Annotated in this window: 15 protein-coding genes; 7 read left to right on the top strand and 8 right to left on the bottom strand. The window is 51.7% G+C overall.

Annotated elements, in window-relative coordinates; genetic code table 11:
* Positions 1-87: 87 nt before the first annotated feature.
* Together KO508_RS09665 and KO508_RS09660 are read right to left on the bottom strand one after the other, a co-directional pair.
* A complete protein-coding gene (locus tag KO508_RS09665; protein ID WP_216008113.1) occupies positions 88-1,818 on the bottom strand; it encodes a protein adenylyltransferase SelO in 1,731 nt (576 codons plus the stop codon).
* Positions 1,819-1,821: 3 nt separating this feature from the next.
* Positions 1,822-2,175 carry a YkgJ family cysteine cluster protein gene (locus tag KO508_RS09660; RefSeq protein ID WP_200364501.1) on the bottom strand — a complete coding sequence of 118 codons (354 nt, stop codon included), beginning with the start codon at positions 2,173-2,175 and terminating at the stop codon, positions 1,822-1,824.
* A gap of 94 nt (positions 2,176-2,269) precedes the next feature.
* Between KO508_RS09660 and KO508_RS09655 the strand changes: the two genes are divergently transcribed.
* Positions 2,270-3,478, top strand: coding sequence for an MFS transporter (locus KO508_RS09655; protein ID WP_216008112.1), 1,209 nt, complete (start codon positions 2,270-2,272; stop codon positions 3,476-3,478).
* 5 nt (positions 3,479-3,483) lie between these two features.
* On the opposite strand, the gene KO508_RS09650 is transcribed toward KO508_RS09655, so the two are convergent.
* A complete protein-coding gene (locus KO508_RS09650) occupies positions 3,484-4,179 on the bottom strand; it encodes a response regulator (protein ID WP_216008111.1) in 696 nt (231 codons plus the stop codon).
* On the bottom strand, positions 4,176-5,810 hold the full coding sequence (locus tag KO508_RS09645; protein ID WP_436836616.1) for an ATP-binding protein: 1,635 nt from the start codon (positions 5,808-5,810) through the stop codon (positions 4,176-4,178). The genes KO508_RS09650 and KO508_RS09645 overlap by 4 nt, the downstream gene beginning before the upstream one ends.
* Positions 5,811-6,013: 203 nt before the next feature.
* Between KO508_RS09645 and KO508_RS09640 the strand changes: the two genes are divergently transcribed.
* From KO508_RS09640 to KO508_RS09630, 3 genes are read left to right on the top strand one after another with little or no spacing between them, the layout of a single operon-like run.
* Positions 6,014-6,991, top strand: coding sequence for a Bug family tripartite tricarboxylate transporter substrate binding protein (locus tag KO508_RS09640; protein WP_216008110.1), 978 nt, complete (start codon positions 6,014-6,016; stop codon positions 6,989-6,991).
* Positions 6,988-7,434, top strand: a complete 447-nt coding sequence (locus tag KO508_RS09635) for a tripartite tricarboxylate transporter TctB family protein (protein ID WP_216008109.1) — start codon at positions 6,988-6,990, stop codon at positions 7,432-7,434. Before KO508_RS09640 ends, KO508_RS09635 begins: the two co-directional genes overlap by 4 nt.
* A complete protein-coding gene (locus tag KO508_RS09630) occupies positions 7,434-8,960 on the top strand; it encodes a tripartite tricarboxylate transporter permease (RefSeq protein WP_216008108.1) in 1,527 nt (508 codons plus the stop codon). Before KO508_RS09635 ends, KO508_RS09630 begins: the two co-directional genes overlap by 1 nt.
* Positions 8,961-9,054: 94 nt before the next feature.
* Here the strand turns inward: KO508_RS09630 and KO508_RS09625 are convergent, their stop codons facing one another.
* A complete protein-coding gene (locus KO508_RS09625) occupies positions 9,055-9,768 on the bottom strand; it encodes an RES family NAD+ phosphorylase (RefSeq protein WP_216008107.1) in 714 nt (237 codons plus the stop codon).
* On the bottom strand, positions 9,768-10,172 hold the full coding sequence (locus tag KO508_RS09620) for an antitoxin Xre-like helix-turn-helix domain-containing protein (RefSeq protein WP_216008106.1): 405 nt from the start codon (positions 10,170-10,172) through the stop codon (positions 9,768-9,770). The genes KO508_RS09625 and KO508_RS09620 overlap by 1 nt, the downstream gene beginning before the upstream one ends.
* A 244-nt stretch (positions 10,173-10,416) precedes the next feature.
* Between KO508_RS09620 and KO508_RS09615 the strand changes: the two genes are divergently transcribed.
* Positions 10,417-11,619, top strand: a complete 1,203-nt coding sequence (locus KO508_RS09615) for an esterase/lipase family protein (protein WP_216008105.1) — start codon at positions 10,417-10,419, stop codon at positions 11,617-11,619.
* 15 nt (positions 11,620-11,634) lie between these two features.
* Here the strand turns inward: KO508_RS09615 and KO508_RS09610 are convergent, their stop codons facing one another.
* On the bottom strand, positions 11,635-12,552 hold the full coding sequence (locus KO508_RS09610) for a LysR family transcriptional regulator (RefSeq protein WP_216008104.1): 918 nt from the start codon (positions 12,550-12,552) through the stop codon (positions 11,635-11,637).
* Here KO508_RS09610 and KO508_RS19120 point away from each other — a divergent pair.
* A complete protein-coding gene (locus tag KO508_RS19120) occupies positions 12,552-12,722 on the top strand; it encodes an aldehyde dehydrogenase family protein (RefSeq protein ID WP_436836615.1) in 171 nt (56 codons plus the stop codon). The two genes, KO508_RS09610 and KO508_RS19120, sit on opposite strands and share 1 nt — an antisense overlap.
* 29 nt (positions 12,723-12,751) lie before the next feature.
* Positions 12,752-14,062, top strand: a complete 1,311-nt coding sequence (gabT, locus tag KO508_RS09600) for a 4-aminobutyrate--2-oxoglutarate transaminase (RefSeq protein ID WP_252738035.1) — start codon at positions 12,752-12,754, stop codon at positions 14,060-14,062.
* A gap of 130 nt (positions 14,063-14,192) precedes the next feature.
* Here gabT and KO508_RS09595 read toward each other — a convergent pair whose 3' ends face one another.
* A complete protein-coding gene (locus tag KO508_RS09595; RefSeq protein WP_216008103.1) occupies positions 14,193-15,251 on the bottom strand; it encodes an NAD(P)H-dependent flavin oxidoreductase in 1,059 nt (352 codons plus the stop codon).
* Positions 15,252-15,478 lie beyond the last annotated feature (227 nt).

Genomic DNA, 15,478 nt, shown 5'->3' with positions numbered 1-15,478 from the left:
CTACCGGAAAATACTTCCATCACTCGTAAAGATTGCGCCTGCTCGGCAAAGTGTGTGTCCGCGCAATTGCCGAATAACGGTTCTGAATTATGACGAGCAACTGTAATGAGATGCGCCGCCAACGCCGAAGAGCTCTAGGGGCTTTAACCGGTAGTATTTATCGGCAATGTCCTGTGACTGCTCTGCGTATGGCTGCGTCATAACATCCTGCAGTTCTCGCAGCAGCCCATAGTCTCCCGTTGCCGCTTGTTCATATGCGGGTACCAAATGCCATTCCCGAAGGCTGTATTTCGGGTTGACCCGCTTCATCTGGCTGGACAGTTTGTCACGATTGCGCACTGTGGCTGTGTTTTCCGAATTATTAATGCTTACCAACGCTTGCCACCGGGCAAGCCAGGCAGACCAGCGTTCGTTCAGGCCTTCAGGGTTGGCTTCATAGGCCGGACTTTTATAAAAGCTCTTTTTCAGCGGGCCTATATCATCCGGCACTGCGGAAAGCTCACGGAAAAATAGCGTGTAATCCACCGGCGCTTGCATCATCAGCTCTGCCAGATCACGAAACAATGGTGGGTCAAATTTATCCAGCCCAAGTTTCGCTGCCCACATTTTTTCCATCTCGGCCTGTATTGCTGCTGCAAAGCCTTCTCTAATCTCGTTGAGTTTTTGCAAGCAGTGCGGGTGTTCAGCCAATAACGGTCGCAATGCCACGCAAAACATGTGGAAATTTGCCTCGGCGGCCACGGGCTGGTTTAGAAATGAGTAGTGAACTCCCCCACCCGTCCAAGGCTGGAACCGCGGATCGAATGCATCGCAGAAGCCGAAGGGGCCATAGTCCAGCGTATAGCCGCCGGCGGCGCAATTATCGCTGTTGAAGTTGCCTTGGCAGTAGCCAACGCGGATCCAGTTGGCCACCAGCGATGTGAGCCGGCTGCGAAACTCCTGCGCCAGCGCCACTACCTTGTCTTGCATGGCAAGGGCGTGGTCGATCACTGCACTGTATTCGCGATCAATCAGGTGCAACACAATCTTTTCGAGTTCTTCCAGAGCTTGCGGGTGCTCATTTTTGCGAGCGCGACGACCAAACAACTCAAGCTGTCCGACCCGAATAAATGAAGGTGCCACCCGTGTTGTGATCGCTATAGGCTCGGTTATTAGAATATCGGGGTCCCTCGCTCGTGAACCTTCCGAATACCAGGGGCGCCTGACTTTCTCGGTTTTTGACACATACAGGCTTAGTGATCGTGACGTGGGCACACCCAGCGCATGCATGTGCTCCTGTGCCAGAAACTCCCGTACGCTGGAACGTAAAACCGCTCGGCCATCGCCACCGCGACAATAGGGTGTGCGGCCACCGCCTTTTAGCTGCATTTCCCAGCGGTGACCGTTGATTACCGCTTCCAGCACCGAAATCGCACGGCCGTCGCCATATCCGTTGCCGGTCTGAAACGGGCATTGTTGAACATATTCGGTGCCCATAATGGACAATGCGTAGCCACAGGCCCAACCCACCTTGCGCATAGGCGCGGGTGCAAACGAAAGGTCTCCGGAGAAGATGCGCATGAAGTCGTCAGACTGCGCGAAATCGTCAGCAAGACCCAGATCGCGAAACAGGTTGAGACTGTGAGCCACGTACTCGGGGTTTTCCATGGGCTCAGGCGCAACCGGTACATAGTGGCCTCTAAAGACTTGTCGCGGCGCATAGTCTTGCCCGTTTGCCTTCGCGTCCGGATCGCAGTTGAGCGAGTCCATGAACGAGTAGTTGGCCAGCTTGGCCAAATCGTCGAGGGTCTTGACCTGATTGCGGCTGGGTGCAGTCATAGCCTACACCAGCACTTGTCGTGTGGTGGCAATGTAGTGATGCACCTGACGCTCGGTTTCAGTGTCAACCATGTTTTCGGGGCGGCGACCTCTGGGGCACGGCATGCGCGGGGTCGTACCAAACAACCGGCAAATCAACGGGCGTTCTTCGTACACGGTGCATCCATCCGGGCCAAGGTGTACGCAGTTGAACTCATTCAACGCAGCTTCGTGCTCGGCATCTGTTTTCACAGGTAAACGTGAAATCTCTTCTGAAGAGGTTGTTACCGGGCCACAGCAATCGTGGCAACCGGGCACACACTCGAATGTAGGAATGTCCTCACGCAGTCGCGCGATTATGTCCCGGTTACGATACATTGATGATCACCGTTCAGCCCTCTTGTCGTATGTAAGTACGCCCTAAGATACAATGCCCGGCTGCTACTTTACCAATCTGGGAACTCTGTATTTCATGCCTGAACCCTCACCTGCCACGGCGAATTACTCACGCCAGAAAATCGTCCTGATCATATTGTCTCTTGCCATCGGTGGTTTCGGCATTGGCACCGGTGAATTTGCCATTATGGGGCTGATGCCAAATGTGGCACTGGATTTTGGTATTACTGAGCCTCAGGTTGGGCACTTGATCAGTGCTTATGCTCTCGGGGTTGTTGTAGGTGCACCGGTTCTGGCGATATTTGGTGCTCAGCTATTCCGCAAACATCTGCTCATTGCTCTCATGGCATTTTATGCGCTGGGTAATTTCGCCAGTGCGATGGCTGGCAGTTATGAAACCTTGATGGTTTCCAGATTCGTTGCCGGCCTGCCCCATGGTGCCTACTTCGGTGTTGCGGCCCTCGTCGCTGCATCACTTGTACCACTCAATCAAAGAGCTAAAGCGGTAAGCTTCATCATGATGGGGCTGGCACTGGCTTTGCTGTTTGGGAATCCACTGGCCACATTGCTTGGGCAGCATCTGGAGTGGCGGTATGCCTTTGGCTTTGTAGCCTTTATTGCCGCAGTAACCACAGTGCTTGTATTCGTTTTTCTGCCTTTAAACCGCGATGAAACGCGTCACAGTTCCCTGAGTGAGTTACGCGCGTTCAATAGCCCGAAAATCTGGTATCCACTGGCCATCGGTGCCGTCGGATTTGCCGGTATGTTCTGCGTGTTCAGTTATCTGGCACCGACGCTACTGAACATCACTCAGGTAGAGCCAATTTGGATCCCTGTTGGTTTATTTGTATTTGGTCTAGGTGGTTTTGTAGGCAATATACTGGGCGGTTGGCTTTTTGATCGCTTTCAGTTTAGAAGCGTGGGGCTGATTCTGCTTTGGGCTGCTGTAGTGCTGGCACTGTTTCCAGTGGCCACGGGCTCCCTCTGGAGCATTTTAATTGCCTGCTTTCTGGTTGCACTGATGGTGGCGATGGGCCCTGCCCTGCAAACTCACTTAATGGACGTTGCCCACGGTGCTCAAACCTTGGCTGCAGCTTCCCATCATGCGGCGTTTAATCTCGCCAATGCGATTGGCCCCTGGCTAGGTGGCATGGCTATAAGCGCAGGTATGGGTTGGCAAGTTACTGGTTACGTGGGTTCGGCGACGGCGGTTACCGGGTTGCTGATTTTCCTTGCGGCGCAGAAAAAACTGAAGAGCGAACCGGCTCATTCGTTAGCTGATTAACGGTTTTAAACAACCTGATAACGTCGTTCAGGTCGGCCAACACTGCCGTAAGCAACTTCTGCTGAAAGTTTGCCGGAACCAACCATGTATTCTAGGTAACGTCTTGCCGTTGTTCGAGATGCACCGATAGCACTGCCGACTTCCTCCGCACTCCAATGCTCACCGTTGGCGACAACGGCTTGTATCTTGTCGAGAGTCAGCGCGTCGATGCCTTTTGGTAAGCGACTGTTTGTTGCTTGGTTGCTCTCATGGGTGTTCTCATCTGAATGTCTCGGGATAAGTGCGTCTACTTCATTTTGCGCGAGTTGATCAATTCCGGATAGGTGCTCAAGGCGGTTACGAAAGCGATGAATGGCTTCTTCCAAACGCTCAAATACCAGCGGTTTTAGGATGTAATCACATACCCCGCCACGCAGGGCGCTACGCAAAGTACTAACCTCTTTGGCCGCGGTGATCAGAATGACATCGCTGCGGCTATCTTGGGCACGTAACTCTCGCAGCAACTCCAAACCACTACCGTCTGGAAAATACACGTCTAACAGAATTAAATCCGGATTCATTACGTCTACAAGGTCGCGGGCATCGGCGAGTGTGTGGGCAATGCCGCACAACTCAACGTATTCAAGCCGTTCTACGAACCTTTTTTGGATTTCCGCAATCTGGCGATCATCCTCGGCGATAAGCAAACGGATAGTGCTCAATGTGTGCTCCTCGTCCCATGAGATTGGCCGGAGGTTTTGGGTAAGTATAAAGTGAAACGGCTGCCGGTGGCGGACAGGTTTTCCACTGTGAGGGACCCTCCCCACCGGCTCAAAAACTGGCGCACCAGATACAAACCAAAACCATGGTCTTTACTGTCTTCTTTGCTGGACATCCCTTTCTCGAAAATACTTTCACGCGCGCCTTCATCAATACCGGGCCCCTGATCATCTACCTCAAAAATCAATTCATGGCCCAAGTCGGTCATTGAGAGTACAACATGGCCACCTTCGCCAGTGTGCTTGCGTGTAGCTTCAAGGGCGTTATCGATCAGGTTACCCAGTACACTTACTAATTGATCTCTGGGCAAATTGTGCGGGATGTCAATCATTTGGCTGTCAGGATCAATGTCTAAATGGAGCCCCATTTCTCTGGCGCGGTTGTATTTTCCAAGTAAGCAACCGGCGATGACGGGGTCTGGTACCGCTTCCAACAATAAATGAATCAACGTTTGATGGTCGACAACCTCCCGGCTAATTAGGCTGAGGGCATCAGAGTGGGCGCCAATTTGGATTAAGCCAGCGATAGTGTGTAGCTTATTTGAATGCTCGTGGGCCTGACTTCTCAGCGCATCGGCATATTGTTGTATACGGGTAAGTTGCTGGCTAACATGGTCTAATTCATCCGCTAGTCTAAAACTGGCGACTACGCCGATAATGTCATCGCCCTGCCAAACGGGTATTCGGTTAACTACCATCTGCCGGTCTCTGAGCCACACCTCACGATCGAAGTCCGGACTGCCGGATTGCAGCACCGATAGCAGATCACTCTCTGGTAGTACCTTCAAAATCGGTTGTCCAGCAACCTGATTGTCAGCACCTAGCCCAAGGGTTTCAAGGGCTGTGCGGTTAACGGTGGTGACAATGCCATCACGATCAATGGCAATGATACCTTCTCGCACGGATTGCAAGGTGGCGTTTCGTTCTTGGAATAAGCGGGCAATTTCTTCCGGCTCTAGCCCAAAAATTTCTTGCTTGAAACGACCCGCGATCACTACCGCAGCGAGAATACTAATCAACAGCATTACCCCGACGACACCATAAAGTACAAAGTTATAACGCTGAATGGTGGTGTTCACTTGCGACACGCTATAGCCGACCGACACAATTCCGATGATCTTGCCATTTTGGGGCGCAACCACAGGCGCTTTCCCGCGCATTGACTCTCCTAGATTACCAACAGCGCGAGCGATATAGCCTTGACCACCAATCAATGCCTGATGTCCATCATCACCGTCGTCATCGGCCATTGAGTGGCCGATTCGGTCAGGCGAAGGGTGTGCTAAACGAATGGCTTGATGATCGCCAATCACTATAAACAGTGCTTCGTTGGTAGCAGCCAGAGTCCGCGCAAGATGGTTAAGCGCCGAGGTGTCGCGCTGTTGGATGCCTGCAATAATCGAAGGAGTAGCGGCAACGGTTTTTGCCACCATCAAGGCCCGCTGGCCAATCTCACTGTATAGAGATTCGCTGAGGTAATAGCCAGCAAACCCGCCAATCAATGCAGTTTGGATGGCGCTAACGAGCCCCAGAGTGAGGATCATTCGAGTTTTGAGTTTGGTTTTTCTTGCCACAGTCTGATCAAGTGTTGTTGTAATTTGCCACCCAGAGTAAGTCACTGGCTTGGATTTTGCCCGTGAACTTTATGAACTTAATGAGGTTTAAGTTTTTTAAAGGCATTACGCTCAAAAACTGTTTAGCAAAATGGACGCCTTTTAATCTGTTGTTGAGCGCTCCTCCGGAGTGTACCCAACAATAAAATAAAGGATAACGATTCATGTTTATCAAACGAACCCTAACCTTTGCAGCCGCCGCAGCCTTCAGTATGACTGCGATGGCGTGGCAGCCATCAGGCAAGGTTGAGTGCCTTGCGCCAGCTGATCCCGGAGGCGGTTGGGACTTTACATGCCGCAGTGTCGGTAATGTCATGCAAACACTCCAACTGGTTGAAGGTACGGTACAAACCGTCAACATGGCCGGTGCTGGCGGCGGTGTTGCGTATGCGCATACTGTCAGTAAACGTAATAAAGACGACAAGCTTCTGGTTGCCGCGTCTACCGCCACAACCACGCGACTGGCGCAAAAACAGTTCCCTGGTCTGGATGCCGATATGGTGACCTGGGTGGGTGCACTGGGTGCAGATTACGGCATTATCGCCGTGGGTAAAGACTCCCGTTATAAGGACCTCAAAGAATTGTTTGAAGCGTCTAAGGCCAACCCCCGAGCCGTCAAATTTGCTGGAGGTAGTGCCCGTGGCGGCTGGGATCACCTTAAAGTTTTGATCGCTGCCAAAGCAGCGGGCCTAGATAAACTGCCTTCCATTCCTTACCTGTCGTACAACAATGGCGGCGAAGCCATGACTCAAGTAGTTGGAGGTCAGGTTGATGCCTTCACTGGAGATATTTCCGAAGCCACCGGTTTTATGGAATCTGGTGACTTGCGCGTGTTGGCGGTTCTTTCGGATGAGCGCCTGCCAGGAAAGTTCAGCAACATCCCAACTGCCAAAGAGCAAGGGATTGATGCCATGGGACCAAACTGGCGTGGATTTTACATGCCCAAAGGCGCCAGCGACGAAGCCAAGAAGTACTGGGTTGAGGCTATCGACACCTTGTATGCCAGCGACCAGTGGAAACAGGTGATGAAGAGCAATGGCTTGATCCCCTTCCATCCTGATGCCGACAAGTTCGAGAGTTTTGTCCAGCAGCAAGTGCAGGACATCGCTGAATTGTCTCGTGAAATCGGTTTGATGAAATGAGTGGATTGAGCGATCGAATCCTCGGCTTGGGCTTGTTAGTCCTTGCCGTTGCCTACGGTTGGGTTGCGCAGCAATGGCCCGAACCGTTTGGTGGCTCCGAAGGTGTCGGCCCCGAAACCTTTCCCACCATATTATCGGTGGTGTTAGTTATTGGCAGTCTCTACCTGATGGTGAAACCAGACCCCGAGGCCCAATGGCCTTGGGGTAAAACAACCATTGAATTGCTGGTAGCTGTGGTGGTGCTAGTGATTTACACCTTCTTGATGGAACCACTGGGCTTTGTGATATCCACTACTCTGGCTGTGGGTACACTGAGTTGGCGCATGGGGGCCCCGCCCCGCAAGGCGTTTATTACAGGGCTGCTGAGCGCCGTGGTTGTGTTTGTGCTATTTAACTACGGCCTGTCACTGAGTCTGCCTGCTGGCCTGCTGGAGATAAATTGATGGAAACCCTTGGTTATTTAATGGACGGGTTTGCGGTGGCTCTGACACCGTATAATTTGATGTTCGCCCTAGCTGGCGCCTTTCTCGGCACACTCATCGGCTGCCTCCCTGGTCTCGGCCCGGCTAACGGCGTGGCGATTCTGATACCTCTGGCTTTCACTCTCGGGCTACCACCTGAAACCGCAATGATTCTCCTCACGTCGGTTTATGCCGGTGCCATGTACGGTGGTCGTATTTCATCGATACTTCTGAATATTCCGGGTGATGAGCCAGCAATGATGACCTGCCTTGATGGTTATCCAATGGCGCAAAAAGGTCGTGCGGCGGACGCTTTGGCAATATCCGCTGTCGCGTCATTTGCTGGCGGGTTAATCGGCACGATTGGCTTGATCCTGTTAGCCCCGATACTGGCGCGGTTTGCCTTAACATTTGGGCCTGCCGAATATTTTGCGTTATTCATTCTTGCGTTTGCGACTTTGGGTGGCATCACGGGTAAAAACCCGATGAAAACGGTGATCGCTGCAACCATCGGCATCATGATCTCGACGGTTGGTATTGATATTTCTACCGGTACCCAGCGTTATACGTTTGGTGTTCTGGAGCTTTATGAAGGCATTGATTTTATTCTGGCTATCGTCGGATTGTTTGCCATTTCCGAGTTGTTGTTCTTTTTGGAATCGCGTATCAAAAGCGGTCACAAAAAGGTCAACGTGGGCAAGGTGACACTTACGCTCAAAGAACTGGTCAGCACCGTTCCAACGCAACTGCGTGGTGGTGTTCTGGGCTTCATTGCGGGTGTTTTACCTGGTGCGGGTGCATCGTTAGGCAGCTTCATAAGCTATACCCTTGAGAAACAGGTAATCGGCAAAAAGGGTTCATTTGGCGAGGGCGATATTCGTGGCGTAGTGGCTCCCGAGGCTGGTAACAACGGCGCTGCATCGGGTGCCTTAGTACCCATGCTAACTCTGGGTGTGCCTGGTAGTGGTACTACGGCGGTATTGTTGGCAATGCTGATTTCGTTGAATATTACGCCGGGCCCCTTAATGTTTACGCAAAACGCAGACATTGTTTGGGGTGTGATTGCCGCACTACTGATCGGTAACGTGCTACTGCTCTTGCTCAATATTCCCATGATTGGCGTATTCGTCAGATTGCTTTCGATACCACCTGCGTACCTACTGCCAATCGTAACCATGGTGGCTTTCGTAGGTATTTACTCTATCAGCCACAGCACCTTTGATCTGTACTTTATGGTGGCGTTTGGTGTTGCCGGTTACTTTATGCGCAAGCTGGAGATACCGCTAGTACCAATTATTCTCGGCTTACTATTAGGGCCGGAAATGGAGAAAAATCTCGGTCATGCCTTGATTCTATCCGATGGCGATTGGAGTACGCTCTGGGCAAGCCCACTGGCGCTAGGTCTGTGGTTAGTTGCAGGTCTCGGATTGGTGCTGCCTGTGATTGTCGGCCCAATCCTAAGGCGCCGTATGAGGTCCGCCATTGAGGAGGGACCGGTTAGCGATTAAGCGATATTGCGCTTTCTTTCTCAGCGATCACTTGTCAGTTTTGCACCGGGTTCTTACCCGGTGCTTTTTTGATAAATGTCACCCTAGGCTTCGCTCATCCACAGCTGGCGTTACCAGTAAGGGAATGCGCCTCTCCTATCTCCGCCCAGTGCGTAATACGCCGCTTGCCGCCATCCCAAAAGTATTTCAGATGAGGCCCCTGCATGGGTATGGACACTGCTTTTGGTTTAAACGCTGCTATACACTCACCGCCCGGGTGCCGAACGCTGTTATATAGCAGCCCGTTTGATCCTTTATTACGCCATCGGTTCGCAAACTTCTGGCTTAAGGCATAATCATCCACATCGGGATTATGCAGATCTTTGAACTCGGGACCACGGATGTCGTGCATCCTCATCACTACAGAACCAATGTAGGCTCTCATGGTGAGTTCTATGGAGTCTTCGTTGGCGGCAGATAGCTCGCGTTCTTTGTGAAACACGGTCTCGCGAATAGCAACTTCCAAAGAATTAGCAGCGTAATAAACTCCGAAATTCCGGTCGGCAAAGCGGCTTCCAAAGCCCAGATGCGTAAACGATGCCATCACCGGCGAGCTGCCAGGCCCGCTGATTCGGTCGCAGGGTTGCACCAGATGGATATCCCCTGCTTCGTCCCGTAACCGGGGGTTAGTCATGCTTTCAATTTCGAAGGCCAACTCAAATTCATCTGGCTCGTAGATGCGTTCGAAAAGGTCTATGGGAGGATAGTGGCTGGGGATGATTCGGTAGGTTTGCCACTCGGGGAGGTGCAGCGGTGGGGTGGAAAACATCACCACCCCCGCTTGGCATCAAAATACTGGCGGGTCATCATCAGGTTCATCATGGAACCTTGAGTCATGAACTCCATCGCAGACTTACCGCAGAAGGGGATTTCCGATGTTTTCAGGCGAATTCTGCGGTTTGCACGCTCATGAGTCGGGTAAAGTACCTGCAACGCTTTATAAATCCCAAGGATATAGCTGATGCGCTCCATGGTGTCGTTCGAAAGCTTAGTTGGGTTCAATTTGGAGTAGTTATACAGCGTTGTTCTCGATGGCCCACCTAGCAGCTTGCTTCGTTCCTCAGCACTACACCCCCACTCTTCCGTTATCCGAAAGAAGCCTTTCAGCGCAACGCGCCCCTTTTCGGCCTCGCGGTCACTCTCTGTGTTTTTTCGCTCAATTACAGCTGTCATGGCTCACCACCTGCAAAGATCACGTTCACATATGAACAATATACTGCGTTGTGATCAATTATAACAGAGAATGAGCTAGAGTGTTCTGAGTAGTGCGTTTCAGTATCGCGGCAGGTTTATAGGCGTCATACCGAAATGACCGCTCCTGCGTTAAAACAAGCCATGTGCAAAGGCCGTCATTCGTTGGATAGTGGTTGTATAGTTTGATCAGCACGTTCTGAATGAACCTCTGGAGCACAGCAAAATGGTATCGATCAAAACCTTGCATGGTTCAGTGCAACTACTTTTGGACCTTACCAGTGGCGTTACCGACATTACGGAAACGATGCACCGCACGGTTGCGAGAGACGCTAACCCACTGAACCGACTGCGTGATATTGCGGGTTTACCTCCTGAAGAGCGGCAAGGCCGAACCTACAGAATGATTCAATCAACTACCTCTGCACTTCAGCGAGGCTTGCACACGTCTCTCGACAGATTTTCCATGGGCGACGAGTCTTCGCACTTGCCACAAAACGTGAAAGTAGTCGCTGCGCTAAACGGGGTGTGCGGAGACCATTTGGAAGCCAGTAGTAATCCTCTTGCGATTACCATGAATTTCCGGAACAGCAACGGCGAAAGAGTGCTGCCTAAGTCCGCAAACCTGAGCTCTGTGGTTCCGGATGCTAGCCCACGAATCCTCGTGTTGATTCATGGCTTGTGCCTCTCACATGAGTATTGGAAAGGCCATAACGAGGCTGATCTGGGTACAGAATTACAGCGTGCTCAGGGTTACGCGCCCCTATATCTGAACTACAATACTGGAAGACATATTTCAAGCAATGGCAGGGAGTTAGCGAAACAACTTAAGGATTTAGTTGAGGCGTGGCCCGTAGAAGTTGAAGAACTTACTCTAATTGGTCATAGCATGGGTGGACTGGTTATCCGCAGCGCTTGCTGGTACGGCCGTGAGCTTGAACTGCCTTGGACTAGGCTATTAAAAAATGCGCTTTACCTTGGTTCACCCCACCACGGCGCGGCCTTGGCCAAAGCCGGAAACCTGTTGACCTTCGTTATGAAGAAGTTCCGATATGCAAGTCCATTTGCGCTAGCTCAGCACACCAGCGCTGGCATCAAGGATCTTCGGCATGGCAATTTGCTTGACGATGATTGGCAAGGCATAGATCAAGATGATTTCCACCCGGACTATCGTAAACCCGTTCCACTGCATGAAGGCACGCGACACTATTTTATAGCCGCAACCGTGGGTAAGCATGTATCCACCATACCCAGCACGATGGTGGGTGACCTTCTGGTTCGCTTGGACAGCGCCAAGGGGCACCATGCTGACGATCTGAGAAGGTTACACATTCGTCCGGAAGATTGTCGAGTGTTCGAAAAGCTGAATCATATGGAGTTGCTAGACAACAAGGTGGTGCACGACCAAATACTGGAATGGCTGGCCTGATAGCCTTGTTTTGAGTTAAACCGTTGCCCAGAGCTCTAGAAAAAGCTCCCGCGCTCTTTTCGACCTGCCGTATGTGCGTGTAATCGTGCAGATTTCTAATGAGTAGTGCTTGGTTTCTGGCATTAGGGCGCGTAAATCGCCTTCATCAACGTAACGTTGAACGTAGGTGTTTGGCATGAACCCGATGTATGCGCCAGACAGTATCATCGCAAGTCGCGCTTCATAGAAATAGGAAATCGCCGCTTTGTTCATATCGGCTAGTTGGGCTCCAACTTCCGGACTAGTGTGAATGCCTGCATGAACAACTTTGCTGGAGAGCACCTGATCTAGCAATTGAGACGATGATTTTGCATTGTAAAGCGGGTGTGTGCGGCTGCAGTAGAGGTGGCAGTCATCGACATAGAGAGGACGGTAATCCAGCCCGGAAAGCTGACGGTGCTGGGGAATAAGGCCAATATCCGCTTCATCGTTCAAGACCATTCGCTCGATGTCGCTGAGGGACTTTACATCCAGCAGCACATTAACGTCGGGGGCGGCTTGGGAAAATCGGGCAATCGCTTCCGGGAGCCCGGCTTGCGCATCCATACAAATGGTGTCGCTAGCGATAATACGCAGTTCACCGGTGAGACTTACATGCAGGGCGTTTACGCCTGAGCGAAAACCCTCAAGGGCCGAGAGCAGTGTCTTCATCAACTCGTAAACTTCGGCGCCCTCTTCTGTAAGAGAAAAACCGCTACGCCCGCGAAAACAAAGTTTGAGATTCAACCGGTCTTCAAGATTTGCAATGTGCGTGCTGATTGTTGAACGGCCAATATTCAACTCTCCCTCTGCTGCTGAAAACCCACCACTCTCAACCACAGCTTCAAACACTTTGAGCAGGCGTATCTCGTAATCTCCTACTTGCCCGAGCCTGACTTTCAGATCTTTTTTCATTGTTCGATCGCTCTCAACGTATGCGCCTGATCACTCATGTTTATCACACAAATACTTGGTCTTACTATCCTATTGCCATGATCACCCAGAAAGTTGCGTCAACTTTGGCTGCGGGTTTCACCGTAGTCATCAAACCGGGCGAAGATACGCCTCTTGGCGGCATTCACTGACGCGCCCCACAGTTAAGGAGAAAACAGTCATGAACCAGGAGACAACAGCCTTGACAAATGAATCTCTGCATAACCGTCGCGCCGCAGCCATGGCTCGAGGTCAGGGCGCATTGCACCCGATATACGTAGACAAAGCACTCAATGCTGAAATATGGGATCTAGAAGGCAACCGGTTTATCGATCTGGGCGCTGGCATTGCCGTTAACAATACGGGCCATAGCCACCCACGCATTCAGGCTGCTGTGCAAGCGCAGTTAGAGCGCTTTAGCCATACCTGCTTGATGGTCACACCCTATGAATCTGCAGTCGAGCTAGCCGAAAAACTCAATGCCATAGCGCCGGGCAATACACCAAAGAAAAGCATTTTCGTAACGACTGGCGCTGAAGCTGTTGAAAATTGTGTAAAAATTGCACGTTCTTACACAGGGCGCCCAGGCGTCATTGCCTTTAAGGGCGGTTTTCATGGCCGTACCAATCTGGCAATGGGGCTGACAGGTAAAGTTAAACCTTACAAAGTTGGGTTTGGGCCTTTCCCCGGCGAGATCTACCACGCGCCCTTCCCTAATATGTATCACGGTGTATCGGTTGAAGAGTCTTTGCGAGCTCTTGACGATTTGTTCGTGTGCGAAATCGAGCCGAACCGGGTCGCCGCGATTATTATCGAGCCTGTACAGGGTGAAGGTGGCTTCTACCACGCTCCCGCCGAATTCCTTCAAGCCTTGCGCCAGCGTTGTGATGAACACGGTATTTTGCTGATTGTCGATGAAATCCAAACCGGTTTTGGCCGCACTGGCAAGATGTTTGCCATCGAATACGCCAATGTTGAGCCGGATCTGATGACCATGGCCAAGGGCATTGCCGGTGGCTTCCCGATCGCTGCCGTAGTGGGCAAGGCTGAAATTATGGACCAGCCTGCGCCGGGCGGCCTTGGCGGTACTTACGGTGGTTCCCCAATCGGCTGCGCAGCTGCGCTTGTTGTGCTGGATATTATCGAGGAAGAACAACTCTGTGAGCGTGCTTTGCAGGTTGGCGAAAGGCTCACTGGGCGTCTCCGGCAGTTGCAATCACGCTACCCACAACGAATCGGAGATGTGCGCAATCTGGGTGCCATGATCGCTATGGAGCTGGTGGTTGACGGCGATGTTAATCGGCCCGACCCGGAACTGACCGCAGCCGTCGTTTCCGAGGCCGCCAAAGCAGGTGTAATTCTGCTGTCCTGTGGCATTCGTAGCAACGTGATTCGTTTTCTGCCCGCCCTAACGATCAGCGATGCATTGATTGATGAGAGTATGGACAGTCTCGATGCATGCTTTTCCGCCCTTAGCGGAAGCAGCTGTTAATCCAGCTGAGTGCACATTTGGCGCCCTAGGGCGCCTTTGCTTTTCTACTCTTCACTACAGAAAGTCTGCCCCAGAACAGCCCCACGTAAACTTTATGACTGTTATGTGTTGCTGACCTATCGATTGGGTATCATTCGCTCTCCGCCAGAATCAATGCCATCAAATCCGCCGCCGGTAACTCCCGCGCCAAAGGTGCGCCTTGTCCGGCCCAGTGCGCAGCGAATTCGTGATTTCCAAGCTTGGAGGCTGCCCCGTTTAGACGCTTGGCTGCATCGTACGCCACGGGATAGTCTGCAGGCGGTGGGCTACCTTTGGCTTCACCAAACGAAATAAGCCGATTAACGATTCCTCGCGCAGGCCTGCCAGAGAGCACTTTCGTTAATCGTGTTTCTGCGGCTCTCTCGCTTTTCAGCGCCACCCGATACCCTTCATTTGCCGCAGACTCTGGGCACAGTACAAATGCGGTACCGAGTTGTACGGCAGCCGCACCTGATGCCAACGCGGCTTTCACCTCGAAACCATTCATTATTCCACCAGCTGCGATAATCGGCAGGGTTGTTTGCTGAAATAACAGCCGCACAAGAGCCAAAGTGCTCAGGCCTTCATCTGTCGCGTCAGGGTTAAAAATTCCTCTGTGCCCACCCGCTTCAATACCCTGTGCCACAATCGCATCAATCCCAGCGGCCTCAATCTTCGCAGCTTCCGACGGGCTCGTAGCTGTTGTCATGGTATATATCCCCGCCCGTTTCAGCGCAGCAATGCATGCAGCCGATGGTAGACCAAAGTGAAAACTGACAACTGCAGGTTTCAGTTCAAGCAGTAGGTCGAGTGTTTCGTTATCCCCAACAAATGATGTGTAGATTTCACTGAGTGTGTCTGGTGGCTCTATACCCGCCTTGGCAAACAAAGGCGCCAGATACCGCACCCAGTTCTCCTCTATTTCTGCATCACGCTGCGCAGACTGATGGCAAAACACATTCACATTGAAGGACCCGGAGGTCAGAGCCCGAGTCTGCTCTATCATTGATCGAGCTTGAGCAGGTGTACTGGCACCTATTCCGAGAGAGCCCAGACCACCTGAGTTGGTAACGGACGCAGCGAGTTCAGGTGTGGATACGCCAGCCATTGGCGCTTGAATAATCGGGTAGGTAATACCTAATTGCTTCAATAATTTTTCGCGAGTATTCACAAAGGTCTCCTTGCCGGATGCAACCTATACACCACAGGCTGTCCGGAAAACAGGTCAGTTACACCTTGCTGTCCGGAAAAACAAACATGTATGTCTGGCTATCCGGACAACCTAATTGTAGAAAAAAAATAAAACCAAAATAAACAGTCAGTTAAAGGTCTGGTGCGTTTATTGCTGCTAGGCGCAGGGGCCGAATGCCCTCTCCATACTTAAACAAAAATAAGGAA

Source organism: Marinobacter salexigens (assembly GCF_018860765.1).
Taxonomy (GTDB): Bacteria; Pseudomonadota; Gammaproteobacteria; order Pseudomonadales; family Oleiphilaceae; genus Marinobacter; species Marinobacter salexigens_A.
This window is presented reverse-complemented; position numbering and strand designations above follow the sequence as displayed.